Below are 22,178 nucleotides of genomic sequence, written 5' to 3' on the forward strand. Positions count from 1 at the left end.
GGTCAGAACATGTCCCTCGGGTCGAAATTGAACACGATGAAGCGCCAATCCTCATAGGTCTGGGGCGTGAACTCGCTGGCCAGCAGTTCCAGCGGGCTGGAGCGCTTGACCGCGCGCACGGCGGCATCCGCCGACGCGCGGAAGGCCGCATCGCTCATGTAGCGCGACCGGTACTTGTCGTCGATCCAGGCGCGCACCACGCTGTGGTCGCGGCCGACCTCGACATGGATCTCGATCTGCATCGAGCCCGCGTCCTTGCGGCCGCTGTCGAAGTTCCAGTTCTTGCTGAGCTGCCCGCGGATGGCGTCCAGCGCCCGGCCCGACGGCTTGAACGGCCGTTCGGGGCCGTTCGTCGCCTTCGCCGCCCCGGCCGGAGCCGCGGATGCGGTCTTCTGGCTGGGCTTGGCGTCGCTGTTGGCGCTGGCCGATGCCTTGCCGTCAGCCTTCGGGTTGTCCGACGGCTTGATCTTCCCGACGTTCGACAGCAGGTCGGACAGCGGGTCGGTCTTGGCCGCCGGCTTCTCCGGCTGCTTTGCCGGGACGTCGGGCTTCTTGGCCTCGGCCTTGGGCGGCTCGGCCTTGGCGACCTCCTTGGCCGGCTCCGGCTTCTTCGGCTCCGCCTTGGGCGGTTCCGGTTTCGGCGGCTCGGGCTTCTTGGGCTCGACCTTGGGGGGCTCCGGCTTCGGCGGCTCGGGCTTGGGCGGCTCGGGCGGCTTCGGAGTCGGCGACGGCGCCGGATCCGGAGGCGGAGGTGGCGGCGGAGGTGGCGGAGGCGCCGGGGTCGGCTTGGGTGGCGGCGTCGGCTCGCGCGGGGGCGGCGGCACCTGGGCGACCTTCGGCGGCTCCGGAATCCTGGTCGGCGGCGGGGGCGGCGGAGGCGGTTCGTCCTCCTCGTCCGGCGGCTCGGGGGCCGGGGGCGCCGGTTTCGCCTCGGGCACGGGCGGGCGGGCCGCGGCGTTGGCCGCCGGCTTCGGTTCGCCCTTCTCGACGCGGGCGGCCTGGGTGATCTCGCCGATGTCGACGATCTCGATCGGGATCGAGGCCGTCACTTCGAGCTTGCGATCGCTGGGCGGCAGGCCGAGCACCATCAGCGCAACCAGCGCGACGTGCAGCACCGCCGAGGCGATCAGGGGCTTGCGCATGGGAGTTCCGCCCGCCTCAACGCGCCGGACCGGGCGCGCCGACCCGCGCGCTGGACGCGGCCGGACCGTTCGGCATCTCGGCGACCAGCCCGACCTTCTTGAAGCCGGCGGCGCTCATCGTGCCCATCACCTCCAGCATCTTGCCGTAGGCGATCTTGGCGTCGCCGCGGACCAGGATGCGGGCCTCGGGGTTGTTGTTGGTCACCGCGATCAGCAGCGGCACCATGTTGGTCAGTTCCACCGGCGTCTCCTGCACGAAGACGCGGCCGTCGGTCTGCACGGTGACGAACAGCGGATCCTTCTGCTGCTCCAGCGGAGCGGCGTTGGTCTTGGGCAGGTCGACCGGCACGCCGACGGTCAGCATCGGGGCGGCGACCATGAAGACGATCAGCAGGACCAGCATGACGTCGATGAACGGCGTCATGTTGATCTCGGCCATCGCGCGATAGCCCCGGCGCTTGCCGCGCCCGTGGGATTTGCCTGCGAGTTGTCCGGCCATGGTTCAGGCGGCTCCCCGCTCCTCGAGGTGGCGGGACAGGATCGCCGAGAACTCGCCCGAGAAGGTGTCCAGCCGGTCGGCATAGCGGCCGAGATCGGTGGAGAACTTGTTGTAGGACAGCACCGCCGGGATGGCGGCCAGCAGGCCCATGGCGGTGGCGAACAGCGCCTCGGCGATGCCGGGCGCCACCACGGCGAGGCTGGTGTTGCCGGAACCGGCGATCGAGGTGAAGGAGTTCATGATGCCCCACACCGTGCCGAACAGGCCGATGAAGGGGGCCGTCGAGCCGACCGAGGCCAGGAAGGTCATGTAGCGCTCGGCCCGCGCCATCTCGCGGCCGATGGTCACCGCCATCACCCGCTCGACCCGCTGCTGCAGCGAGCTTTTCATCGTGCCGCCGATGCCGCGGTCGGCGGCGTGGCGCCATTCGCGCATGCCTGCGGCGAAGGTGGCGGCCATCGGATCGGCCGGCGTCTGGCCGATGCGGTCGTACAGCGCGTCGAGCGAACCGCCGGACCAGAACGCCTCCTCGAAGGCGTCGGCCTGGGCATTGAGCCGCCGGATGCGCATCAGCTTCTCGATGATGATCGCCCAGCACCAGATCGAAGCGACGACGAGCATCAGCATCACGATCTTGACGATCGCATCCGCCTGCCAGAAAAGGCCGAGGATGGTGATCTCATGTGCCGTCGTGGCGGCGGCATTGCCGGCCAGTTGGGCGGTTTGCAGGGCGTCCATCGCAGTCAGTCTCGCGTTTGCGCAGTTGGCACGGGGTAGAGGCGGGAAGAAGGGTCAGGCAGGCTGTAGGGATTTTTGCTTGGCATGCAGTGTCTCCATCGCCGTACGCACCGGTTCGGGAAGGCGCACGGCCCGCCCGGCCCGGTTGATGGTCACCAACTGCAGGTCGGCGCGCGCTAGCACGCGACCGTCGCGGCGGATGGCTTGTGCAACTGCGAAGGAGGCACCGCGGATATCGACCATTCGGGTTTCGACTTCAAGCGTGTCCTCCAGCTTGGCAGGCGCGTCAAAATCGATGGTCAGGCGCCGTACCGCAAATGACACACCTGTGACATCGCCCGAGCCGGCTGCCATTTCCGCCTGACGGAAGCCCATCAGGGTGAGCATCTCCGTCCGCGCCCGCTCGGCGAAGCGCAGGTAGTTGGCGTGGTAGACGATGCCGCCGGCATCGGTGTCCTCGTAATAGACCCGCAGCGGGTAGCGGTGGGTGCCGTCCGCCGCGAACCAGCCGGACAGCGACGGCGCGGAGATCGGTGCGGCGTCACTCATCGGCGTCGCCCCCGGTGGCATCGCCCTCGGCGGCGTCCGGAATCCGGTCCAGCAGGTCGAGCTGCCGGATCGGCGCGCTCGGCGGGTTGAGGCCGAGATAGCGGAAGCCCTGGTCGGTCAGCATGCGCCCGCGCGGGGTCCGCTGCAGGAAGCCCTGCTGGATCAGGTAGGGTTCGACCACTTCCTCCAGCACGTCGCGCTGCTCGCCCAGCGCCGCGCCCAGCGTCTCCACCCCGACCGGCCCGCCGCCATAGTTGGTGGCGACCAGCCCGAGATAGCGGCGGTCCATGCTGTCCAGCCCCAGCCGGTCGACCTCCAGCCGGGTCAGGGCCGCGTCGGCGACCCGCTTGTCGACCTCCTCCACCCCGGCGACCGCGGCAAAATCACGCACCCGGCGCAGCAGCCGGCCCGACACGCGGGGCGTGCCGCGCGCCCGGTTGGCGATCTCGCGCGCCCCCTCAGGCGTGATGCCCATGCCGAGCACGCCGGCGGCGCGGCGCACGATCAGTTCCAGTTCGTCCGGTTCGTAGAATTGCAGGCGGACGGGAATGCCGAAGCGTTCGCGCAACGGGCGCGTGATCAGGCCGCTGCGCGTCGTCGCGCCGACCAGCGTGAAGGGCGGCAGGTCGATCCGGATGGACCGTGCCGAGGGGCCTTCGCCGATGATGAGGTCGAGCTGGAAATCCTCCATGGCGGGATAGAGCACCTCTTCCACGGCGGGATTAAGGCGATGAATCTCGTCGATGAAGAGGACGTCGTGCGGCTGCAGGTTGGTCAGCAGGGCGGCGAGGTCGCCCGCCCGTGCGATGACCGGGCCGGAGGTGGCGCGGAAGCCGACCCCCAGCTCGCGGGCGACGATCTGGGCCAGCGTGGTCTTGCCCAGCCCCGGCGGGCCGAACAGCAGCACATGGTCGAGCGCCTCGTTGCGGGAGCGGGCGGCCTGGATGAAGATCGACAGGTTCTCGCGCGCCTGGCGCTGGCCGATGAACTCGGCGAGCGTCAGCGGGCGGATCGACGACTCGGACGAATCGCCGGAGCCCTGGCCGGGCTGGACCAGACGATCGTTTTGGGGGTCGCTCATTGGCTCAGTTCCTTGAGGCCCTGGCGGATCAGATCGGACACGCCGGCGTCATCGCCCAGCACGCGCCCGGCGGCAACGACCGCGCCGAAGGCCTCCGACCGGCCGTAGCCGAGATTGACCAGCGCCGACACCGCATCGGCCAGCGCCGGGCCGGTGCCCGGAGCGGCGGCGGGGGTACCCTTGCCGGCCGGCGCGCCCGCACTTGCCGCGGGGCCGAGCGCCAGATTGCCGACCTTGTCCTTGAGTTCGTTCAGGATGCGCGCCGCCACCTTGGGCCCGACGCCGTCGGCGCGCACCAGCGCCGTCTTGTCCTGCGCGGCGATGGCGCGGGTCAGCTGGTCGGGGTCGAGCACGCCGAGGATCGACAGCGCCAGCCGGGCGCCGACGCCCTGGATGGTGGTCAGCAGCTTGAACCAGTCCCGCTCCGCCTGGTCGCCGAAGCCGTGCAGGACGATGCGTTCCTCGCGGATGAAGGTTTCGACCACCAGCGACAGCCGCTCGCCCACCGCCATGCGCGACAGCGTGCGGTTGGAGCAGGACAGCAGGTAGCCGACGCCGTTCACGTCGAGCACGACCCAGTCGGTGCCGGTGGAATCGACGGTGCCGGTCAGCTTGGCGATCATGGATCAGGACTCCGAATCCCTCTCCCGCCCCGGGAGAGGGTGGCCCGCAGGGCCGGGTGAGGGGTTCGCCGCGGCGACCGGCCGTCGCAGGACGGAGGTTTCGTCCAGGCGTGCCTTGATCATCGTCAGGACACCGTCGAGGTTGTCGCCGACATCCGTGTTCCAGAAGCGCATGATGCGGAAGCCGGCCTGCTCCAGCATCTTCGTGCGCCGCTCATCATGGGAGGCGCTCAGTTCGGCGTGCTGGCCACCATCGAGTTCGATGATCAGCCGGTGGTCGTGCGAGACGAAGTCAACGGTGAACCCAAATATGGGTTCCTGACGCCGGAATTTTGCCCCAAGCTGGCCGTTGCGCAGCTTCTGCCACAGCATTTTTTCCACCTCGGTGGAATCGCCGAGAAGCACACGGGCGCGTTCGGTTTCCTGAGGGCTTGGGAAGCGTTTGGCCTGATTGGCGAGGGACGGTGCGGATAACCCCTCACCCTCCCCGCCTACGGCGGGTCCCCTCCCTCTCCCGGGGCGGGAGAGGGCGCTTTGCGCCTGTTTCGGCACGTCCCCCCGCCGCCACATCTGCCAGCTCGCGCGGTGGTGCGCGTGGCAGATCGCCACGGCCAGCGCGTCGGCGGCGTCGGGGCTGCCGATCTCGCAGCCGGGCAGCAGCAGGCGCACCATCGTCTGGACCTGCGCCTTCTCCGCGCGGCCCTGCCCGACAACCGCCTTCTTGACCATGTTGTTGGCGTATTCCGCCACCGCCAGCCCGGCCTGGGCCGGCACCAGCAGGGCCACGGCGCGGGCCTGCCCCAGCTTCAGCGTGGAAACCGCGTTGCTGTTGACGAAGGTTTCCTCCACCGCCGCCTCGTCGGGGCCGTAGCGCTCGACCACCGCCGACAGGGCGTCGTGCAGCTGCACCAGCCGCTCGGCCAGCGGACAGGAGTCGTCGGAATGCACCGCGCCGTCGGCGACGTGGGTCAGGCGGTTGCCCGCCACGTCGATGATGCCCCAGCCGGTGTGGCGCAGGCCGGGGTCGATCCCCAGCAGCCGCACCGGCGAAGGCCCCGCCGCATCATTCCGCCGTCCGGCCCGCGCAAACACGGCACCCGCTCTCCGCCTGCAAGACCAGCGCCCAGATTACGCGGTCAGCTTCTGCATCAGCTCGTCGGAGATGTCGAAGTTGCCCTCGACCACCTGGACGTCGTCGTTGTCCTCCAGCACGTCCAGCAGCTTCAGCAGGCTGGCCGCGGCATCCTCGGAGGGCGCGACGGTGTTCAGCGGACGCCAGGTCAGGCGCGCGCTCTCCGCACCGCCGAACCTGGCCTCCAGCGCGTCGCGGACAGCGCCGAAATTCTCCACCGTGCTCGTCACCTCATGGCCGTTCTCGTCGGATTCGACGTTGTCGGCACCGGCCTCCAGCGCGGCCTCGAACACGGCGTCGGCATCCGCCGCGGCCGCCGGGTAGAAGATGGCGCCGATGCGGCTGAACATGAAGCTGACCGAATTGGTCTCGCCCAGGCTGCCGCCATACTTGGTGAAGCTGGAGCGCACTTCCGCGGCGGTGCGGTTGCGGTTGTCGGTCAGCGCCTCGACGATCAGCGCGACGCCGCCGGGGCCGTAGCCCTCGTACCGCACCTCTTCATAGTTGGCGTCGTCGCCGCCGCCGGGCGTGCCCTGCTTGATGGCGCGGTCGATGCGGTCGCGCGGCATGTTCTGCGCGCGGCCGGCCAGGATGGCGGCTCGCAGGCGCGGGTTGGCCGCCGGGTCCGGCAGGCCGCTCTTGGCGGCGACGGTGATCTCGCGGGCGAGCTTGTTGAAGATCTTGGACCGCTTGGCGTCCTGCGCACCCTTGCGGTGCATGATGTTCTTGAACTGGGAATGACCGGCCATGGGTCGAACGAGCCTCGAAACGGAATTTGAGCGATCGGCGGGGTGAGCGCACGACACATGTAACAGGTCTGCCGCCCCACCGCACCTCTTCGGCGCGGGAGACGACACCCACGGGATTAGAAAGTCAATATGGCGAGAGTGCGGCGCCGATGGCAGCGCGCGTCACGCCGCCCGGCCGGCTACTGCATGCGTTCCGGCAAGGTCTGGCTCAGCCGGCCGCCGATGCGCAACGGCTCGATGCGGAGCGCCAGCCCGCTGCGGTCGTCGGTCTCGACATAGCAGCCGCAGACGGTGCCCTCGCCTTCGGCCGGCGTCAGCCGCTCGGTCGGCAGCTTGCGCACCATCTTGGCCAGCGCAATCTCCTTCTTCATGCCGATGGCGCTGTCATAGTCGCCGCACATGCCGGCATCCGACTGGTAGGCGGTGCCCTTCGGCAGGACCATGTGGTCGGCCGTGGGCACATGGCTGTGGGTGCCGACCACCAGCGAGGCGCGGCCGTCGCAGAAATGGCCCATGATCATCTTCTCGCTGGTCGCCTCGCCATGCATGTCGATCAGCACGGCATCGACGCCGCCCGCTCCCTGGCCGGCCCCGAGCCGGTGCGCCTTCAGCACGCGGTCGACCGCGGCGAAGGGATCGTCCGTCGGTTCCATGAACAGGCGCAGCAGGACGTTGACCACCAGCACCTTGCGCCCGCCGCGCGCCTGCAGCAGGACGAAGCCGCGGCCGGGCGTGCCCTCGGGGTAGTTCAGCGGCCGGATGATGCGCGGCTGCTGCTCGATGGTGCCGACCAGTTCCTTCTGGTCCCAGGTGTGGTTGCCCAGCGTGACGACGTCGATGCCGGCGGCGAAGAACTCCTCGGCGATCTTGACCGTCACGCCATAGCCGCCGGCCGAATTCTCGCCGTTGACCACGGTCAGGTCGGGGTCGAGCCGCTCGCGCAGCGCCGGCATGTGGGCGATCACCGCATCGCGCCCGGCCCGGCCCACCACGTCGCCGAAAAACAAAATCCGCATCGCCGCCCCTGCTCCTGAAACCTATTTGCGTATCCGAAGCGTCTCGCGCTCCGTGACGATCCAGTCCAGCCGCTCGTCGTGGCCGTCCACCGGCACTGCCGGCACCTCCTGTGCGGCGAAGGCCACGCCGACCGCCAGCACCGCCCCCTCATCCCGCAACCCGTCGAGCGTCCGGTCGTAATAGCCGGCGCCGTAGCCCAGACGGTGGCCGCCGCGGTCGAAGGCGAGCAGCGGAACCAGCAGCAGCGACGGGCGCAGCAATGCGCGGCCCTCCGGCGGCTCGTGGATACCATAACGCCCGACCGTCATCGGCCCGCCGGGATCCCAGTCGCGGAAGGCCAGCGCGGTGCCCCGCGGGCCCGACACCGGCAGGGAAACCGGGTACCCGAGATGTCCAAGATGGAGCAAAGCCGGCCGCGCGTCGAGTTCCGAGCCGAGCGGCCAGTAACCGCCTGCGGCACCGCGCGGCAGCTGCCCGTCCCGCGCCAGTTCGGCGATGCGGTCGCGCACCGCAGTGGCGGCAACGGCACGGTCGGGATCGGCGATGGCATCGCGCCGGGCACGCGCCTCGCGTCGGGCGGCGTCCTTGGCTTGCGGGTTCGTCATCGCGGATCGGGATTGCAGGCGCGGGCGGGAGGAAAAGGGTGGAAGGTGCCGCCTCGGCCGGTGGCCATGTGCCTATCCTCCATGGCCTGCATGAGCAGGTGGGCGCCATGTATCCGGCCCGATGAGCCGGACAGGGACAGCTCCCTAGAGATCAAGGTTATCGGCCCTGGGGATTAATGCGGCCTGTCGAACCAGGCAGCGGTCCTTCCGTGTACCAATCTAGGCGCGCTCGAGCCGCGCGGCAACCTCTTCGATGCGTTTTGCGACATGATCGAGTGCGCCGGCGACCGCAGCCTCGTCGATGGCGGGCGCGATTCCCTTGCCGGACAGCACGTCCTGCAGTTCGTCGGCCAGCACCAGGCAGGTCATCAGCATCATCTGCGCTTCCGAACCGCTACGGCCGCCGCCGGTCAGCCGGCGCAGGCGCTCGTCGACATAGGCGGCCAGTTCGCGCAGCCTCGCCTCCTGCCCGTCCTCGCACAGCATGCGGTAGAGGCGGCCGTTCACCTCGATGTCGACCTGGGGCATGGTGTCAGCTCTCCAGCACGTGTTGCAGGCGGGCGATGGCGACCTCCAGCCGCTGGGACACCGCCTCCGCCGTCGCCTGGGCGGTCGCCCGCTCGGCCCGCGCCGTCTCCAGCGCCTGCGCCAGTTCCTGTTCGCGCCGGCCGACCCGTTCCTCGCGGGCGGCGGCCGCATGGTCGAGCCGTTCCACGGCCCGGCCGAGGCGGTCGATTGCGGCTTTCAGGGTATCCATCAAGTCAACCTCGGCCTGTGGGCACGTCATGCCGAAGCGGCGAAGGCCGGAGGCGAGGCACCCGCCAAGCCGAGCCGCTGCGGTTCGGAACGCATAGAGTTGGGCCGGCACCGGGGCCGCGTCAACCGTTACGACCGCATCTTCCGCGGAAAGCCGATACCGGATACCAGGACGTGACGGAAGGCCGCAGCCCGCCGGACGGACCGGCCCGCCTTCCGCAGGTCGTCTTCTGCCATGCCCGCGCCTATCCCATTCCCATGTTGACCTGCGGACGGCGGTTCTGCATGGTGCGCCCGTTTCGCGGCGCCCAAGGGGCGACCCGCGCGACCAATATTGCCGACGCCGCACCGCGCACCCGCCCCATCAGGAATCGCCAGATGTCCGCTGCCTCCGCCCAGCCCTCCCTCCACACGATGGCCAGCGCGATCCGCGCGCTCTCCATGGACGCGGTCGAGGCCGCGAAGTCCGGCCACCCGGGCATGCCGATGGGCATGGCCGATGCCGCCACGGTCCTGTTCACCCAGTACCTGAAATTCGATCCGAAGAATCCGGCCTGGCCCGACCGCGACCGTTTCGTGCTGTCGGCCGGCCACGGCTCCATGCTGCTCTACTCGCTGGCCTACCTGACCGGCTACGAGCGCATGACCATCGACGAGATCAAGCGCTTCCGCCAGTTGGGCAGCCTGACCCCCGGCCACCCGGAAGTCGACCCCAGCCTCGGCATCGAGATGACCACCGGGCCGCTGGGCCAGGGCGTCTCCACCGCGGTCGGCATGGCGCTGGCGGAGCGGATCACCAACGCCCGCTTCGGCGACGAGCTGATCGACCACTACACCTACGTCATCGCGTCCGACGGCGACCTGATGGAGGGCGTCAGCCACGAGGCCTGCTCGCTCGCCGGCCATCTCGGGCTGAACCGCCTGATCGTGCTGTGGGACGACAACCACATCTCCATCGACGGCTCGACCGACCTCAGCTTCACCGACGACACCCAGGCGCGCTTCCGCTCCTACGGCTGGAACACCATCGCCGTCGACGGCCACGACACCGACGCGGTGTCGAAGGCCATCGCCCAGGCGCGGACCTCCACCGACAAGCCGACGCTGATCGCCTGCCGCACCATCATCGGCAAGGGTGCGCCGAACAAGGCCAACACCCATGGCTGCCACGGCTCGCCGCTGGGCGCCGACGAGGTCGCCGCGACCCGCGCCGCCATCGGCTGGACCCATGAGCCCTTCGTCGTTCCCGACGAGGTGCTGTCGGCCTGGCGCGCCGCAGGCACCCGCAGCGCCGACGCCTACAGCGCCTGGAGCAGCCGCCGCGCGACCATTACCGAGGCCGCCGGCAAGGCGTTCGACGAGGCTTTCGGCCGCGGCGTGCCCAGCGCCCTGGCCGACACCATCGTCGCCTTCAAGGAGAAGGTCAGCGCCGACAAGCCGAGCTGGGCGACCCGCGTCGCCTCGGGCAACACGCTGGAGGTCCTGGTCCCGGCGATCCACGAGCTGATCGGCGGCTCCGCCGACCTGACCCCGTCGAACAACACCAAGGTCAAGAACACCGCAGACGTGAAGGGCAAGGGCGAGTTCGCCGGCCGCTACGTCCGCTACGGCGTGCGCGAGCACGGCATGGCGACGCTGATGAACGGCATGACGCTGCATGGCGGCGTCATCCCCTACGGCGGCACCTTCATGCAGTTCGCCGACTATTGCCGTCCGGCGATCCGCCTCGCCGCGCTGATGAAGCAGCGCACGGTCTTCGTGATGACCCACGATTCGATCGGGCTGGGCGAGGACGGTCCGACCCACCAGCCGGTCGAGCATCTGGCGGCGCTGCGCGCCATCCCCAACCTGCTGGTTCTGCGCCCGGCCGACGCGGTCGAGACCGCCGAGTGCTGGCAGATCGCGCTGGAGGCCACCGGCGCCCCGTCGGTGCTGGCGTTGACCCGCCAGAACGTGCCGACGCTGCGCACCGAGCACACGCCCGAGAACCTGTCCGCCCGCGGCGCCTATGTCCTGGCCGAGGCCGAGGGCGAGCGCAAGGCCACCCTCCTCGCCACCGGCTCGGAAGTGTCGCTGGCGATGGAGGCCCGCAAGGCGCTGCAGGAGCAGGGCATCGGCACCGCCGTTGTGTCCATGCCGAGTTGGGAGCTGTTCGAGCGCCAGGACGACGCCTACAAGGCATCGGTGCTGGGCACCGGCGTGCGCGTCGGCGTCGAGGCGGCGATCCGTCTGGGCTGGGACCGCTGGCTCGGCGACAAGGGCGCCTTCGTCGGCATGGCCGGTTTCGGCGAGTCGGCGCCCTACCAGGAGCTGTACAAGCATTTCGGCATCACCGCCGAAGCGGTCGTGGACGCCGTCAAAGCCCGTCTGTAAGGGCGCGTCTCTGAGAGAAGCCGAAGGGACGCCCCGCCCATCCCGGGCGTCCCGTATCCAAACTGGAGGAAGTCATGGCTGTACGGGTAGCGATCAACGGTTTTGGCCGCATCGGCCGTCTGGTTCTGCGCGCCATCTACGAGAGCGGCCGCAAGGACGTCGAGGTGGTGGCGATCAACGACCTGGCCGACCTGAAGGCCAACGCGCACCTGCTGAAGTACGACAGCGTCCACGGCCGCTTCCCCGGCACCATCGAGACGGGCGACGGCGTCCTGATCGTCAACGGCCACTCCATCAAGGTCGTGCAGGAACGTGACCCGGCCAAGCTGCCGTGGAAGGAGCTGGGCGTCCAGATCGCCATGGAATGCTCGGGCATCTTCACCAAGCGCGCCGATGCCGCCAAGCACCTGGAAGCCGGCGCCGAGAAGGTGCTGATCTCCGCCCCGGCGACCGACGAGGACATCACCGTCGTCTACGGCGTCAACCACGACAAGCTGACGGCCGAGCACAAGATCGTCTCCAACGCCTCCTGCACCACCAACTGCCTGGCCCCGGTGGCCTTCGTGCTGAACAATCTGGTCGGCATCGAGAAGGGCTTCATGACGACGATCCACTCCTACACGGGTGACCAGCGGATCGTCGACACCAACCACAAGGACCTGCACCGCGCCCGCGCCGCGGCCCTGAACATGATCCCGACCTCGACCGGCGCGGCCAAGGCGGTCGGCAAGGTCCTGCCGGAGCTGAAGGGCAAGCTGGACGGCACCGCCATGCGCGTTCCGACCCCGAACGTGTCGGTCGTCGACTTCAAGTTCACCTCCAAGCGCGCCACCTCGGTCGAGGAGATCACCAAGGCGATCAGCGACGCCGCCAACGGCCCGCTGAAGGGTGTGCTGGAAGCGTACACCGAGGATCTGGTCTCGACCGACTTCAACCACGACCCGCACAGCTCGATCTTCGCGCTGAACGAGACCAAGGTCATCGACGGCAACTTCGTCCGCATCATGACCTGGTACGACAACGAGTGGGGCTTCTCCAACCGCATGAGCGACACCGCCGTCGCCATGGCGAACGCGAAGTAATCTCCGCTCCGGCATGAAAAAGGCGCCTTCCTCCGCGGGAAGGCGCCTTTTTTGTCTATCCCCTTATGCGGCCCGCACGGTCGCCAGGAAGTCGCCGACCTGCGCGGTCAGGCCAACCGCCTCCTTGGACAGCCCGGCCAACGCCTGGGCCAGTTCGCGCGCGGTGCGGCCGCTTTCGTCGGACGCCGCGGTCACCCCGGAGATGCTGGACGACACCTCCCCCGTCCCGGCCGCCGCCTGCTGGACCGACCGGGCGATCTCGGCGGTTGCGGCATTCTGCTGCTCCACGGCCGCTGAGATGGCGGTGGCGATGGCGCTCAGCCGTTCTATGACCGCCGAGACCTTCTGGATCTCCGTCACCGCCTGACCGGTCACGGCCTGGATGCCGCTCATCTGGCCGCCGATCTCGTCGGTGGCCTTGGCCGTCTGGTTGGCGAGCGCCTTCACCTCGCTCGCCACCACGGCGAAGCCCTTGCCCGCCTCGCCGGCCCGCGCCGCTTCGATCGTCGCGTTGAGCGCCAGCAGGTTGGTCTGTCCGGCGATGCTGTTGATCAGCCCGACGACGGCACCGATCCTGTCCACCGCCTGGGCCAGGCTGCCGATGCGGCCGGTCGCTTCCTGGGCCATCCCGACGGCGTCGGTCGCAACGCGGCTGGCCTCCGACACCTGCTGCCCGATCTCGACGATGGAGCCGGACAGCTGCTGCGACGCGGCGGCGACGGTCTGCACATTGGCCGCCGTATCGGTGCTGGCGGTCGCCATCACCCCGGCAAGCCGGCTGGTCTGTTCGGCCGCCTCCGACATCGCCCGCACCTTCTGCTCCAGCGTGCCGGTCGTCGTCGTCACCGAGCGGACCATGCCTCCCACGGTTCCCTCGAAGCGGGCTGCCAGCTGGTCCATGGAGCGCCGCCTGTCGTCCTCGGCACGGCGGGCGGCGTCGGCCTGCTCGGTTTCAAGCCGCCGGCGGGCCCCGGCATTCTCCTTGAAGATCTGCACCGCCCGGCCCATGTCGCCCAGCTCGTCCCGGCGGTCGATTTCCGGAACGACGACCGACAGGTCGCCGTCCGCCAGGGAGCGCATGCTGTCCGACAAGCGGCGGATCCGCCGGCTGATCGAGTTGCCGACCAGCGCGATCAGGACCACCACCGGCAGGGCCAGGCCGCCGACGATGGCCGCCATGGTCCAAAGACTGCTGGTGAAGCGGGCGTCGAGATCGTCGATGTAGACACCGGTGCCGATCGTCATCTGCCAGGGCTCGAACATCTTGACGTAGCTGAGCTTGGGCAGCGGCAGTTCGGTGTTCGGCTTGGGATACATGTACTCGATGAATCCGTCGCCCTGGTTCCGCGCGGTATCGACAAGCGCACGGACGAAGTACACGCCGTTCGAATCCTTGTTGTCGCGCTGATCCTTGCCGATGACGTCGGGCCGGACCGGATGGATGATGGTCTGGTAGGTCATGTTCTGGGCGAAGATGTAATCCTTGCCGTTGTAGAACATGGTATTGACGTTCGCCTTGAACCGCTCGAACGCCTGTTCGCGCGTCAGGCGTCCCGCCTTGACCTCCGCCTCGTACCCGGTCGCCAGCCCATGGGCCGCCTGCACGACGGAGCGCAGGGTTTCCTTCCGGTCCTCCAGCATGCTGCGCTGGTTGAGCCACAGGGCCGAAGCGGCAAGTGCGATGGACACGGCGCCGGCCAACGCCACAAGCGCCCACAGCCTCGCCCGCAAGGTCATCTTCGGTCCGTTCATTGCGGCAATCTCCCTTATCGTTCAGGGATCCTGCAGCAAGGACGATGCCAATCGAAAGGGCCGGCGGCGCTACGGCCGCGCAACGATCAAGCACACGGACAGCTTGCCATTCCGCCAATCCGTCAGGGCGGCATGGGCATTCGGCATCGCATTTTGCGACCGCTCACCCGGCCTTCGCATCCATCACGCCGGCGGCACGGCCCAGGCATTCGGCGATCCAGGCGGACAGGCTCTTCCCTTCGCGCGCCGCGCAGTCGGCAAGCGCCCGGTGCAGGATCGGGTTGATGCGGATGGCAAGACGTCCGGAGAAAGGCTGCTCCCCCTCCCCCCCCATGTCGCAGGAGAGATCGAGGTAATCATCCACCGCACGACGGAAAGACTCCTGCAGCTCGTCCACAGACCGGCCGGAAAAGGTGATGCCGTCGTGGGTGTTGATGACCTCGCCGACAAAGACGCCTTCGTCGTTGTCGAAGTCGATCTGGGCCTTGTAACCCTTGTATTCCATCATCGCGGCAATCCCGAGGGAGCTATTCCCATGAAACGGACACCGGCATGCACATGCCGTGTCCGATATGACCGACCATATACCGGGAGCGCGATCGCAGGGTTTGACCTGCCTCAATTCTCTCAACCGGTTGGCCGGGAGTCGGCCGAATCGCCGGTTCCGGTTGTGCCGCGGCCGGCGCTAGACTGCGCCTTTCCCCGCCCGCCCTGCCCGTCCGTCAACCGATGATCCCGCCCATGCCGCCCTACCCGATCCTGATCCGCGGCCTCGATGACGCGCTGGCCGCCGCCGCCGCCGCCGATGCGCTGGCTTTGCCGCTGACGCTGATGGCGCCGGAGGGTTGCGGCGCGCTGTGGCTGCTGGAACTGCTGGAGCGGGTGCGGCGTGCCCATCCGCGACTGGAGGTCGCCGCGCTGCTCGATTGCGGCGACCGCGCCGGGGAGGCACAGGGTGCGCTGGCGGCCGGCGTGCCGCAGCTGCTGTTCACCGGACGCGCCGATCTGGCCGGGCGGCTGGCGGCCATCGCCGCGGCCGGCGGGGCGACGCTGCTGACCCGCTGCCCGCCGCTGCTCGACCTAGGCACCTGCGGCCCGGCCGAAGGTCAGGGGCTTCGCCGCCGTTCCGCACGGGAGGCCCTATGCCGCGACTGGCTGTCCGGGAACCAAGGTCAGCCCGGGACTACCGCTTTTTCGCACAGCGCCGCCGCGCAAAGGTGGTGTAAATTCACCTAACGATATTTTTGTGACACGCGCCTCCTCCCTCCGATGTCGGACGAAACGCCCATGAGCATCACCAGCCTGACCCCGCCGGAGAAGACGATCGCGCAGCCCCGCCATTCGGGACAGGCCGGACTCCACCGCCTGGATGGACGGGCGGGACGCCATCCGGCCGATCCGGAGCCCGGGTCGGAAAAGATGCGCGGCCTGCGGCTGGTGGCCGTCTGGGTTGGGCTGACAGCGGCGTCCTGGGCGGTGCTGGGCGGCGCCGGCTATGGACTCTATGCGGTGGTCGGGTCTCTTCTGCCCTAGCCCGTTCGGCCGGCGGAAACCGCCCGGCCGGGCCGCCGCCGGCCGCAGGCCCTAGGCCGTTCAGGCGTGGCAAATGGCCGCTTTATGCCCCTCCCGCCGTTGCAAAATGGCCGAATACGGGCTAAGACGGCGCCATTTCCAAGAATGCCCCAGGGGAAGAGCCACAATGAAGCTCACGCGCCGCGTCAAAGACATTCTCGCCAATTACGAGAGCGACAATCCCGGCACCAAGGCGAACCTCGCCCGCATCCTGATGGAAGGCAAGCTCGGCGGCACCGGCAAGCTGGTGATCCTGCCGGTCGACCAGGGCTTCGAGCATGGCCCGGCCCGCAGCTTCGGCCCGAACGACGCCGGCTACGACCCGCACTACCACTACCAGCTGGCCATCGACGCCGGCTGCAACGCCTACGCCGCCCCCCTGGGCTCGCTCGAGGCCGGCGCCGGCACCTTCGCCGGCTCGATCCCGCTGATCCTGAAGATGAACAGCGCCAACAGCCTGTCGACCCAGAAGGAAGCGGCCGACCAGGCCGTGACCGCCTCGGTCCAGGACGCGCTGCGCATCGGCGCGTCGGCCATCGGCTTCACCATCTATCCCGGCTCCGACTGCATGTACGACCAGTACGAGGAGTTCCGCGAGCTGTCGAAGGAGGCGAAGTCCTACGGCCTCGCCACCGTGCTGTGGTCCTACCCGCGCGGCGGCGCCGTCACCAAGGACGGCGAACTGGCCATCGACGTGATCGGCTATGCCGCCCACATGGCCGCGCTGCTGGGCGCCCACATCATCAAGGTCAAGCTGCCGTCGGCCACGCTGGAGCAGCCGGAAGCCAAGAAGATCTACGAGTCCAAGCAGATCCCGATCGCCACCCAGGCCGAGCGCGTGAAGCACATCATGCAGTGCGCCTTCAACGGCCGCCGCATCGTCGTCTTCTCCGGCGGCGCCACCAAGGGCGAGGACGCGGTGTTCGAGGATGCCCGCGCCATCCGCGACGGCGGCGGCAACGGCTCGATCATCGGCCGCAACGCCTTCCAGCGCCCGCGCGAGGATGCCCTCAAGCTGCTCGACCGGATCATGAAGATCTACCAGGGCCGGGAGTAACACTTGGCCAAGGGAAAGCCGTCGCAGGTGGAACCTGCCGCCTGCCGACTGTACCTCGTGACGCCGCCGGCCCTGGAGCCGGCGGCGTTCGCGCCGCTTCTGGCGGAGGCGCTGGATGCCGGCGACGTCGCCTGCGTCCAGCTGCGTCTGAAGGACTGTTCCGACGACGACATCCGCCGGGCCTGCGACCTGCTGCGCCCCATCGCGCAGGAGCGCGAGGTCGCCTTCATCCTCAACGACCATCCCCGGCTGGCTCGCGAGACGGGATGCGACGGCGTGCATGTCGGCCAGTCCGACACCCCCTATCGCGACGCCCGCAAGATCCTCGGCAACGATGCCATCGTCGGCGTCACCTGCCATGACAGCCGCCATCTCGCCATGATCGCCGGCGAGGAGGGGGCGGACTATGTCGCCTTCGGCGCCTTCTTCCCCACCGCCACCAAGACCGCCGAGTATCAGGCCGAGCCGGAGCTGCTGCGCTGGTGGTCGGAACTGATGGAGGTTCCCTGCGTGGCGATCGGCGGCATCACCGCCGACAACTGCGCGCCGCTGGTCACCGCAGGCGCCGATTTCCTGGCCGTGGTCAATGCGGTCTGGGGCCATGCCCAAGGTCCGGCTGCCGGGGTCAGGGCGCTGAATGCCGCCATCGAGGCGGCGCTTGCCGGTTCGGCCGGCTGAGCGTACATATGCCGGCCCTGCCGGTTCGTCTTCTGGATGCCGGCCCTGCCGACCGGCACCCTTAAGCGGACTTTCCCAGGATCATGGACCTTCTGACGCCCGAGTCGCTGGGCATCCTGTTCGCCGTCGGCCTGCTGGCCGGTTTCGTCGATTCCATCGCCGGCGGCGGCGGCCTGCTGACCATCCCCGCCCTGCTGGCGGCCGGACTGTCCCCCGCCGAGGCGCTGGCGACCGGCAAGCTGCAATCGAGCTTCGGATCGCTGTCCGCCACCATCAAGTTCGTCCGCCGCGGCGAGGTCCATCCCTCGGCGATGCGGACGATGATCGTCTGCACCTTCGTCGGGGCCGGGGCCGGGGCCACGCTGGTCCAGATGCTCGATCCCAGCTTCCTGCGCGACATCATCCCGATCCTGCTGATCGGCATCGCCGTCTATCTGCTGCTGTCGCCCAAGGCCGGCGACGTCGACGCCCACCAGCGAATCGGCGAACACGCCTTCGCGCTCAGCATCGGCACCGGCATCGGCTTCTATGACGGCTTCTTCGGGCCTGGCACCGGCACCTTCTTCGCCATCGCCTTCGTCTCGCTGCTCGGCTACAACCTGCGCAAGGCGACGGCCCATACCAAGGTGCTGAACCTGACCAGCAACGTCGCGTCGCTGCTGTTCTTCATCGTCGGCGGCCATGTGCTGTGGACGGTGGGGCTGGTGATGGGCGTCGCCCAGTATATCGGCGCCCAGGCCGGCGCCCACATGGTGATCCGCAACGGCGCGCGCGTCGTGCGGCCGATGCTGGTGGTCGCCTCCATCGTCATCACCGCCAAGCTGGTGTGGAGCGACGACCAGAACATCCTGCGCCAGATGTTCTCCGCCGCGGTCGCCTGGATCGCCTGACGGCCTCGGCCCGCCGGCCGTCCGCCGGCTTTTCCCATTTTCCCGATCGCCCGCGATAATTCGCCGCACCGACTGACCGGCGAAGGTCCGCACCGCCGGAGCACCTCGTCCGGCCGGCGGCGGTACATCGCCTCATACATATTTTTTGCCTTCCGCTTTCCGATCAGGCCGGCAAGACTGTTCGTCCGTCCAACAAAAAGTGGTGGCCGCCCCTTTACGTAAGCGTCAGTTCGTGTATCATTGCGTCAACAACACAATTGGGGGAAGGAACCATGTCTCCGACGACGCTCAAGACACGCCTGATGACCGCCGCCGCCATCGCGGTGGTCGCGCCGCTCGCGACGGCCTCGACGGCCTTCGCCGCCGGCTTTGCGTTGAAGGAGCAGAGCGTATCCGGCCAGGGCACCGCTTATGCCGGCGTCACCGCCGGCGGCAACGGCGATGCCAGCGCCATGTTCTACAACCCGGCCACCATGGGGCTGGTCACCGGGACCGAGGTCGTCCAGACCGCCACCGGCGTCATCGTCAAGTCGAAGGTCGAGAACGCCCGCGCGACCCGCGCCGCAAGGCTGGGCGGCACCTCGATCGGCGGCAACGCCTCGCCCGGCGACATCGCCCAGGACGCCATCGTCCCGGCCGGCTATTTCGTCTATTCGATCGACGACGACCTGAAGGTCGGCCTGTCGGCCAACGGTCCCTGGGGTCTCGTCACCGATTACGGCGACAACTGGATCGGCCGCTACCACGGCATCCGGTCCGACCTGCGCACCTACAATTTCGTGCCGTCGGTGTCCTACCGCATCAACCCGACGATCATCATCGGCGGCGGCGTGCAGATCCAGTACGCCAAGGCGAAGCTGTCGCAGTCGTCGGACTTCGGCGCCAGCCGGCTCGGGCGCCCGGGATCGCTCGACGTCAAGAGCGACGTCACCGGCGACGATTGGGGCTGGGGCTTCACGCTCGGCGCCCTGGTCGAGCCGGTCAAGGGCACCCGCGTCGGCCTCGCCTACCGCTCGGCGGTGAAGCACACGCTGACCGGCAACATCTCCTTCACCGGCCTGCCGTCGGCGCTCTCCGGAGCCCTGCCGGCCCAGGGCGCCAACGCGGATCTGACCACCCCGGACATCGCCTCCATCGGCCTGTACCATGAGGTCGACGACCGCTGGGCGGTGATGGCCGACGTGCAGTGGACCAACTGGTCGCGCTTCCGGGAGCTGCGGGTCAACATCGCCAATCCGGCGCTCAACTCGGTGACCGAGGAGCATTGGAAGGACACCTGGTATTACGCGCTGGGCACCTCCTACAAGGTGACCGACAAGCTGACGCTGCGTGGCGGCATCGCCTTCGACAAGGGGTCGGTCGACGTCGACTACCGCACGCCGCGCATTCCGGAGCAGAACCGCTATTGGCTGTCGGTCGGCGCCGGTTATCAGGTCACCGACAGCATCCGGGTCGACGCCGCCTATTCGCATGTCTTCATCCCGAAGACCTCGGTCGCGCTGAGCGACGACCTGACCGGCCCCGAAGCCGGCCGCGGCAACCTGACGGCCGACTACAAGAGCAGCATCGACCTGATCGGCCTGCAGGCGAAGTTCACCTTCTGACCGGGCTTGCCCTCTCCCGCCCCGGGAGAGGGAGGGACCCGCCGCAGGCGGGAGGGTGAGGGGCAATCCGGACATGGATATTGATCCTTGGATTGCCCCTCACCCTTCCCAAGCTCAGCTTGGGCCCCTTCCCTCTCCCGGGGCGGGAGAGGGAGAGCCCCACCATCTCAGAATCCTGCCACCGGCAGCCACAGCACCTGATCGATGCTGTCCGCACCGCTGCACAGCATCGCCAGCCGGTCGAACCCCATGGCGATGCCGCTGCTCTGCGGCATGCCGAGCTCCAGCGCGGCGAGGAAATCCTCGTCGACCGGGAAGCGTTCGCCGTAGATCCGCTCCTTCAACTCCATGTCGGCCTCGAAACGGGCGCGCTGCACCGCCGGGTCGGTCAGTTCGCCGAAGGCGTTCGCCAGCTCCAGGCCGCAGGCATACAGCTCGAACCGTTCGGCCAGCCGCGGATCCTCCGGCTTCGGCCGCGACAGCGCCGCCATGCACAGCGGATAGTCGGTCAGCACGCAGGGCACCCCGGCGCCGAGATGCGGTTCGATCCGTTCGAACATGATGCGGAAGACGATATCCTCCCAGCGGTCACCCGCATGGGGCGCGATGCCGATGCGCGCGGCCTCCGCCGCCAGCGCCGCCGGATCGGGATCGTGGCTGCCGTCATAGGTCGCCATCAGGTCGATGCCGGCATAGTCGGTGAAGGCGTCCGGCACCGTCAGCACCCGCCACGGCGCGAAGGGGTCGCAGGTCATGCCGCGGAACTCGAAGCGCCGCCGCCCGCCCGCCTCGGCCCCGGCGCGCAACAGGTCCTGACAGTCGCCGATCAGGGTGCGGTAGCCGTCGCCCGCCCGATACCATTCCAGCATCGAGAATTCCGGGGCGTGGGTACCCGACCGCTCGCCGTTGCGGTAGACATGGGCCAGCTGCCACAGCCGCGGCACCCCCGCGACCAGCAGCTTCTTCATGGCGAATTCAGGGCTGGTGTGCAGGTACAGCCGCCGCCGGTCGTCGGGATGGGGTCCCTGCAGCTCGGTGGCGAAGGCCTGGAGATGCGGTTCCATCCCCGGCGAGACCTGGAGGGCCGGCGTATCGACCTCGACGAAGCCCTGGTCCTCGAACACGCGGCGGACGGCGCCCAGCACCCGGCCGCGCGCGGCCAGATAGGGCCGGCGGCGGGCCAGCGCCTCGGGATGCCAGGGGGGAAGACCGGAGGGGAGATCGGTGGATCGGGGACGAATGGACATAAGGAGCGCTCTTGAGGAAGGCTGGGGCGGAAATCGGGCCGGGAAGACTGGACGATGCTGCGGGCCGGCAGGACGATTTCCACCCTGACCTTATCGCTTCCGGAGCGGCGTGATAGAGTGGAACGGCCCGCATCCGATCCCGGAGCCTCCCGCATGTCCAGCCGCCGGCCGCCGGTGCGATCCCCGTTTCCCGGTTCGGACCGTCCCGGCCCGCGGCACAATGGAACATGGAACAGGGCCGGTCCACTGTTTCACCCGGTTTCAAATGTTCCATTCCTGCCGTCCGGCCGGCGGCCCGGCCCGATTCGCCACACAATCGCCCGGCACGCCGGCCTTTACCGTTCCGCGTCGTTGCCTATGCGCGGTCAAGCTGGTAGGGTCCGCGCCGCCCGCATCTTGGAATTCACGAGTACGCCATGAAGGTCAATGCCAATACGATGCGCCCCGGCCATGTGCTGGAGCACAACGGAAAGCTCTGGGTCATCACCAAAACCGCCATCGTGCAGCCTGGCAAGGGCGGCGCCTTCATCCAGCTGGAAATGAAGGACGTTCGCACCGGCAACAAGTCGATCGAGCGGTTCCGCACCCAGGAGACTGTCGAGCGCGCTCGCCTGGACGAGCATGAAATGACCTTCCTCTTCGCCGAAGGTGACAGCTTCACCTTCATGGACAAGGAATCCTTCGAGCAGGTCAGCATCCCGCGCGACATCATCGGCGAGCCGGCGGTGTTCCTGCAGGACGGCATGGAAGTCACCGTGCAGAGCCACGAGGGCAGCCCGCTGGGCGTCGAGATCCCCGGCAAGGTCACGCTGCTGATCACCGAATCCGACCCGGTGGTGAAGGGCCAGACCGCATCGTCCTCCTACAAGCCGGCCAAGCTGGAGAACGGCGTGTCGATCCTGGTTCCGCCGCACATCGAGGCCGGGACCCGGGTCGTCGTCGACACCGCGTCGGGCGAGTATGTCGAGCGCGCCAAGGACTGATCCTTCTCCGGTCCGTCCTGCTGTCACCGGTCTTCGCCAAGCGCGGAGG

At 68.6% G+C, this 22,178-nt stretch carries 24 protein-coding genes, 1 other RNA gene and 1 pseudogene; 9 read left to right on the top strand and 17 right to left on the bottom strand.

Annotated elements, in window-relative coordinates; genetic code table 11:
- Positions 1-2: 2 nt before the first annotated feature.
- The 14 genes and pseudogenes from ABMY26_RS23175 to ABMY26_RS23240 all read right to left on the bottom strand — a co-directional run bounded on the left by ABMY26_RS23175 (position 3) and on the right by ABMY26_RS23240 (position 8,892).
- Positions 3-1,142: a hypothetical protein gene (locus tag ABMY26_RS23175; protein WP_372396982.1), complete on the bottom strand. Its 1,140-nt coding sequence runs from the start codon at positions 1,140-1,142 to the stop codon at positions 3-5.
- A gap of 16 nt (positions 1,143-1,158) precedes the next feature.
- Positions 1,159-1,641 (bottom strand): ExbD/TolR family protein, encoded by a 483-nt coding sequence (locus ABMY26_RS23180; protein ID WP_372396983.1) that lies wholly within the window; start codon positions 1,639-1,641, stop codon positions 1,159-1,161.
- Positions 1,642-1,644: 3 nt separating this feature from the next.
- The gene (gene tolQ, locus ABMY26_RS23185; protein WP_372396984.1) at positions 1,645-2,379 is read right to left on the bottom strand and encodes a protein TolQ; all 735 of its coding nucleotides are present in this window, start codon (positions 2,377-2,379) and stop codon (positions 1,645-1,647) included.
- 54 nt (positions 2,380-2,433) lie between these two features.
- On the bottom strand, positions 2,434-2,928 hold the full coding sequence (gene ybgC, locus ABMY26_RS23190) for a tol-pal system-associated acyl-CoA thioesterase (RefSeq protein ID WP_372396985.1): 495 nt from the start codon (positions 2,926-2,928) through the stop codon (positions 2,434-2,436).
- Positions 2,921-4,009: a Holliday junction branch migration DNA helicase RuvB gene (gene ruvB / locus ABMY26_RS23195; RefSeq protein ID WP_372396986.1), complete on the bottom strand. Its 1,089-nt coding sequence runs from the start codon at positions 4,007-4,009 to the stop codon at positions 2,921-2,923. The genes ybgC and ruvB overlap by 8 nt, the downstream gene beginning before the upstream one ends.
- Entirely contained in the window at positions 4,006-4,632 is a 627-nt protein-coding gene (ruvA, locus tag ABMY26_RS23200; protein WP_372396987.1) for a Holliday junction branch migration protein RuvA, read from the bottom strand. The genes ruvB and ruvA overlap by 4 nt, the downstream gene beginning before the upstream one ends.
- 3 nt (positions 4,633-4,635) lie before the next feature.
- Positions 4,636-5,202 (bottom strand): endonuclease domain-containing protein, encoded by a 567-nt coding sequence (locus ABMY26_RS23205; RefSeq protein WP_372399055.1) that lies wholly within the window; start codon positions 5,200-5,202, stop codon positions 4,636-4,638.
- A 6-nt stretch (positions 5,203-5,208) separates the two neighbouring features.
- Positions 5,209-5,676: pseudogene (gene ruvC, locus ABMY26_RS23210) on the bottom strand (crossover junction endodeoxyribonuclease RuvC); the annotation flags it as partial.
- Positions 5,677-5,760: 84 nt separating this feature from the next.
- Positions 5,761-6,513 (bottom strand): YebC/PmpR family DNA-binding transcriptional regulator, encoded by a 753-nt coding sequence (locus tag ABMY26_RS23215; protein ID WP_372396988.1) that lies wholly within the window; start codon positions 6,511-6,513, stop codon positions 5,761-5,763.
- 179 nt (positions 6,514-6,692) lie between these two features.
- Complete coding sequence (locus ABMY26_RS23220; protein WP_372396989.1) at positions 6,693-7,529, bottom strand: YmdB family metallophosphoesterase; 837 nt, start codon at positions 7,527-7,529, stop codon at positions 6,693-6,695.
- A gap of 21 nt (positions 7,530-7,550) precedes the next feature.
- Complete coding sequence (locus ABMY26_RS23225; protein WP_372396990.1) at positions 7,551-8,135, bottom strand: 5-formyltetrahydrofolate cyclo-ligase; 585 nt, start codon at positions 8,133-8,135, stop codon at positions 7,551-7,553.
- Between the two features lie 41 nt (positions 8,136-8,176).
- Positions 8,177-8,340, bottom strand: a non-coding RNA gene (ssrS, locus tag ABMY26_RS23230) — 6S RNA.
- A gap of 14 nt (positions 8,341-8,354) precedes the next feature.
- Positions 8,355-8,663: a cell division protein ZapA gene (locus ABMY26_RS23235; protein ID WP_372396991.1), complete on the bottom strand. Its 309-nt coding sequence runs from the start codon at positions 8,661-8,663 to the stop codon at positions 8,355-8,357.
- Positions 8,664-8,667: 4 nt separating this feature from the next.
- Positions 8,668-8,892, bottom strand: a complete 225-nt coding sequence (locus ABMY26_RS23240) for a hypothetical protein (protein WP_372396992.1) — start codon at positions 8,890-8,892, stop codon at positions 8,668-8,670.
- Positions 8,893-9,269: 377 nt separating this feature from the next.
- On the opposite strand from ABMY26_RS23240, the gene tkt reads away from it, so the two are divergent.
- Together tkt and gap are read left to right on the top strand one after the other, a co-directional pair.
- On the top strand, positions 9,270-11,264 hold the full coding sequence (gene tkt, locus ABMY26_RS23245) for a transketolase (protein ID WP_372396993.1): 1,995 nt from the start codon (positions 9,270-9,272) through the stop codon (positions 11,262-11,264).
- Positions 11,265-11,338: 74 nt separating this feature from the next.
- On the top strand, positions 11,339-12,346 hold the full coding sequence (gap, locus tag ABMY26_RS23250; protein ID WP_372396994.1) for a type I glyceraldehyde-3-phosphate dehydrogenase: 1,008 nt from the start codon (positions 11,339-11,341) through the stop codon (positions 12,344-12,346).
- A gap of 63 nt (positions 12,347-12,409) precedes the next feature.
- On the opposite strand, the gene ABMY26_RS23255 is transcribed toward gap, so the two are convergent.
- Positions 12,410-14,098 (bottom strand): methyl-accepting chemotaxis protein, encoded by a 1,689-nt coding sequence (locus ABMY26_RS23255; RefSeq protein WP_372396995.1) that lies wholly within the window; start codon positions 14,096-14,098, stop codon positions 12,410-12,412.
- Between the two features lie 163 nt (positions 14,099-14,261).
- Positions 14,262-14,606, bottom strand: coding sequence for a type II toxin-antitoxin system HicB family antitoxin (locus ABMY26_RS23260; RefSeq protein WP_372396996.1), 345 nt, complete (start codon positions 14,604-14,606; stop codon positions 14,262-14,264).
- A gap of 233 nt (positions 14,607-14,839) precedes the next feature.
- Here ABMY26_RS23260 and ABMY26_RS23265 point away from each other — a divergent pair, with 233 nt between their 5' ends.
- From ABMY26_RS23265 to ABMY26_RS23290, 6 genes are all read left to right on the top strand, one after another.
- Complete coding sequence (locus tag ABMY26_RS23265) at positions 14,840-15,334, top strand: hypothetical protein (RefSeq protein WP_372396997.1); 495 nt, start codon at positions 14,840-14,842, stop codon at positions 15,332-15,334.
- Positions 15,335-15,385: 51 nt separating this feature from the next.
- Positions 15,386-15,631 (top strand): hypothetical protein, encoded by a 246-nt coding sequence (locus ABMY26_RS23270; RefSeq protein ID WP_372396998.1) that lies wholly within the window; start codon positions 15,386-15,388, stop codon positions 15,629-15,631.
- 166 nt (positions 15,632-15,797) lie between these two features.
- A complete protein-coding gene (locus ABMY26_RS23275) occupies positions 15,798-16,727 on the top strand; it encodes a class I fructose-bisphosphate aldolase (protein ID WP_372396999.1) in 930 nt (309 codons plus the stop codon).
- A 3-nt stretch (positions 16,728-16,730) separates the two neighbouring features.
- Positions 16,731-17,405, top strand: coding sequence for a thiamine phosphate synthase (gene thiE, locus ABMY26_RS23280; protein WP_372397000.1), 675 nt, complete (start codon positions 16,731-16,733; stop codon positions 17,403-17,405).
- A gap of 83 nt (positions 17,406-17,488) precedes the next feature.
- Positions 17,489-18,295 (top strand): TSUP family transporter, encoded by an 807-nt coding sequence (locus ABMY26_RS23285; protein WP_372397001.1) that lies wholly within the window; start codon positions 17,489-17,491, stop codon positions 18,293-18,295.
- 272 nt (positions 18,296-18,567) lie between these two features.
- Positions 18,568-19,899 (top strand): OmpP1/FadL family transporter, encoded by a 1,332-nt coding sequence (locus ABMY26_RS23290; RefSeq protein ID WP_372397002.1) that lies wholly within the window; start codon positions 18,568-18,570, stop codon positions 19,897-19,899.
- A 167-nt stretch (positions 19,900-20,066) separates the two neighbouring features.
- On the opposite strand, the gene epmA is transcribed toward ABMY26_RS23290, so the two are convergent.
- Complete coding sequence (gene epmA / locus ABMY26_RS23295) at positions 20,067-21,146, bottom strand: EF-P lysine aminoacylase EpmA (RefSeq protein WP_372397003.1); 1,080 nt, start codon at positions 21,144-21,146, stop codon at positions 20,067-20,069.
- A 416-nt stretch (positions 21,147-21,562) separates the two neighbouring features.
- Here epmA and efp point away from each other — a divergent pair, with 416 nt between their 5' ends.
- Entirely contained in the window at positions 21,563-22,129 is a 567-nt protein-coding gene (gene efp / locus ABMY26_RS23300) for an elongation factor P (RefSeq protein WP_098740264.1), read from the top strand.
- Positions 22,130-22,178: the final 49 nt, after the last annotated feature.

The organism is Azospirillum sp. HJ39, assembly GCF_041507355.1.
GTDB classification, from domain to species: Bacteria; Pseudomonadota; Alphaproteobacteria; order Azospirillales; family Azospirillaceae; genus Azospirillum; species Azospirillum thiophilum.

Coding starts and splice junctions, on each gene's coding strand:
- ABMY26_RS23175 (WP_372396982.1), bottom strand. CDS start 1,142: ATGCGCAAGCCCCTGATCGCCTCGGCGGTGCTGCACGTCGCGCTGGTT.
- ABMY26_RS23180 (WP_372396983.1), bottom strand. CDS start 1,641: ATGGCCGGACAACTCGCAGGCAAATCCCACGGGCGCGGCAAGCGCCGG.
- tolQ (WP_372396984.1), bottom strand. CDS start 2,379: ATGGACGCCCTGCAAACCGCCCAACTGGCCGGCAATGCCGCCGCCACG.
- ybgC (WP_372396985.1), bottom strand. CDS start 2,928: ATGAGTGACGCCGCACCGATCTCCGCGCCGTCGCTGTCCGGCTGGTTC.
- ruvB (WP_372396986.1), bottom strand. CDS start 4,009: ATGAGCGACCCCCAAAACGATCGTCTGGTCCAGCCCGGCCAGGGCTCC.
- ruvA (WP_372396987.1), bottom strand. CDS start 4,632: ATGATCGCCAAGCTGACCGGCACCGTCGATTCCACCGGCACCGACTGG.
- ABMY26_RS23205 (WP_372399055.1), bottom strand. CDS start 5,202: ATGTGGCGGCGGGGGGACGTGCCGAAACAGGCGCAAAGCGCCCTCTCC.
- ABMY26_RS23215 (WP_372396988.1), bottom strand. CDS start 6,513: ATGGCCGGTCATTCCCAGTTCAAGAACATCATGCACCGCAAGGGTGCG.
- ABMY26_RS23220 (WP_372396989.1), bottom strand. CDS start 7,529: ATGCGGATTTTGTTTTTCGGCGACGTGGTGGGCCGGGCCGGGCGCGAT.
- ABMY26_RS23225 (WP_372396990.1), bottom strand. CDS start 8,135: ATGACGAACCCGCAAGCCAAGGACGCCGCCCGACGCGAGGCGCGTGCC.
- ABMY26_RS23235 (WP_372396991.1), bottom strand. CDS start 8,663: ATGCCCCAGGTCGACATCGAGGTGAACGGCCGCCTCTACCGCATGCTG.
- ABMY26_RS23240 (WP_372396992.1), bottom strand. CDS start 8,892: ATGGATACCCTGAAAGCCGCAATCGACCGCCTCGGCCGGGCCGTGGAA.
- tkt (WP_372396993.1), top strand. CDS start 9,270: ATGTCCGCTGCCTCCGCCCAGCCCTCCCTCCACACGATGGCCAGCGCG.
- gap (WP_372396994.1), top strand. CDS start 11,339: ATGGCTGTACGGGTAGCGATCAACGGTTTTGGCCGCATCGGCCGTCTG.
- ABMY26_RS23255 (WP_372396995.1), bottom strand. CDS start 14,098: ATGAACGGACCGAAGATGACCTTGCGGGCGAGGCTGTGGGCGCTTGTG.
- ABMY26_RS23260 (WP_372396996.1), bottom strand. CDS start 14,606: ATGATGGAATACAAGGGTTACAAGGCCCAGATCGACTTCGACAACGAC.
- ABMY26_RS23265 (WP_372396997.1), top strand. CDS start 14,840: ATGCCGCCCTACCCGATCCTGATCCGCGGCCTCGATGACGCGCTGGCC.
- ABMY26_RS23270 (WP_372396998.1), top strand. CDS start 15,386: ATGAGCATCACCAGCCTGACCCCGCCGGAGAAGACGATCGCGCAGCCC.
- ABMY26_RS23275 (WP_372396999.1), top strand. CDS start 15,798: ATGAAGCTCACGCGCCGCGTCAAAGACATTCTCGCCAATTACGAGAGC.
- ABMY26_RS23285 (WP_372397001.1), top strand. CDS start 17,489: ATGGACCTTCTGACGCCCGAGTCGCTGGGCATCCTGTTCGCCGTCGGC.
- ABMY26_RS23290 (WP_372397002.1), top strand. CDS start 18,568: ATGTCTCCGACGACGCTCAAGACACGCCTGATGACCGCCGCCGCCATC.
- epmA (WP_372397003.1), bottom strand. CDS start 21,146: ATGTCCATTCGTCCCCGATCCACCGATCTCCCCTCCGGTCTTCCCCCC.
- efp (WP_098740264.1), top strand. CDS start 21,563: ATGAAGGTCAATGCCAATACGATGCGCCCCGGCCATGTGCTGGAGCAC.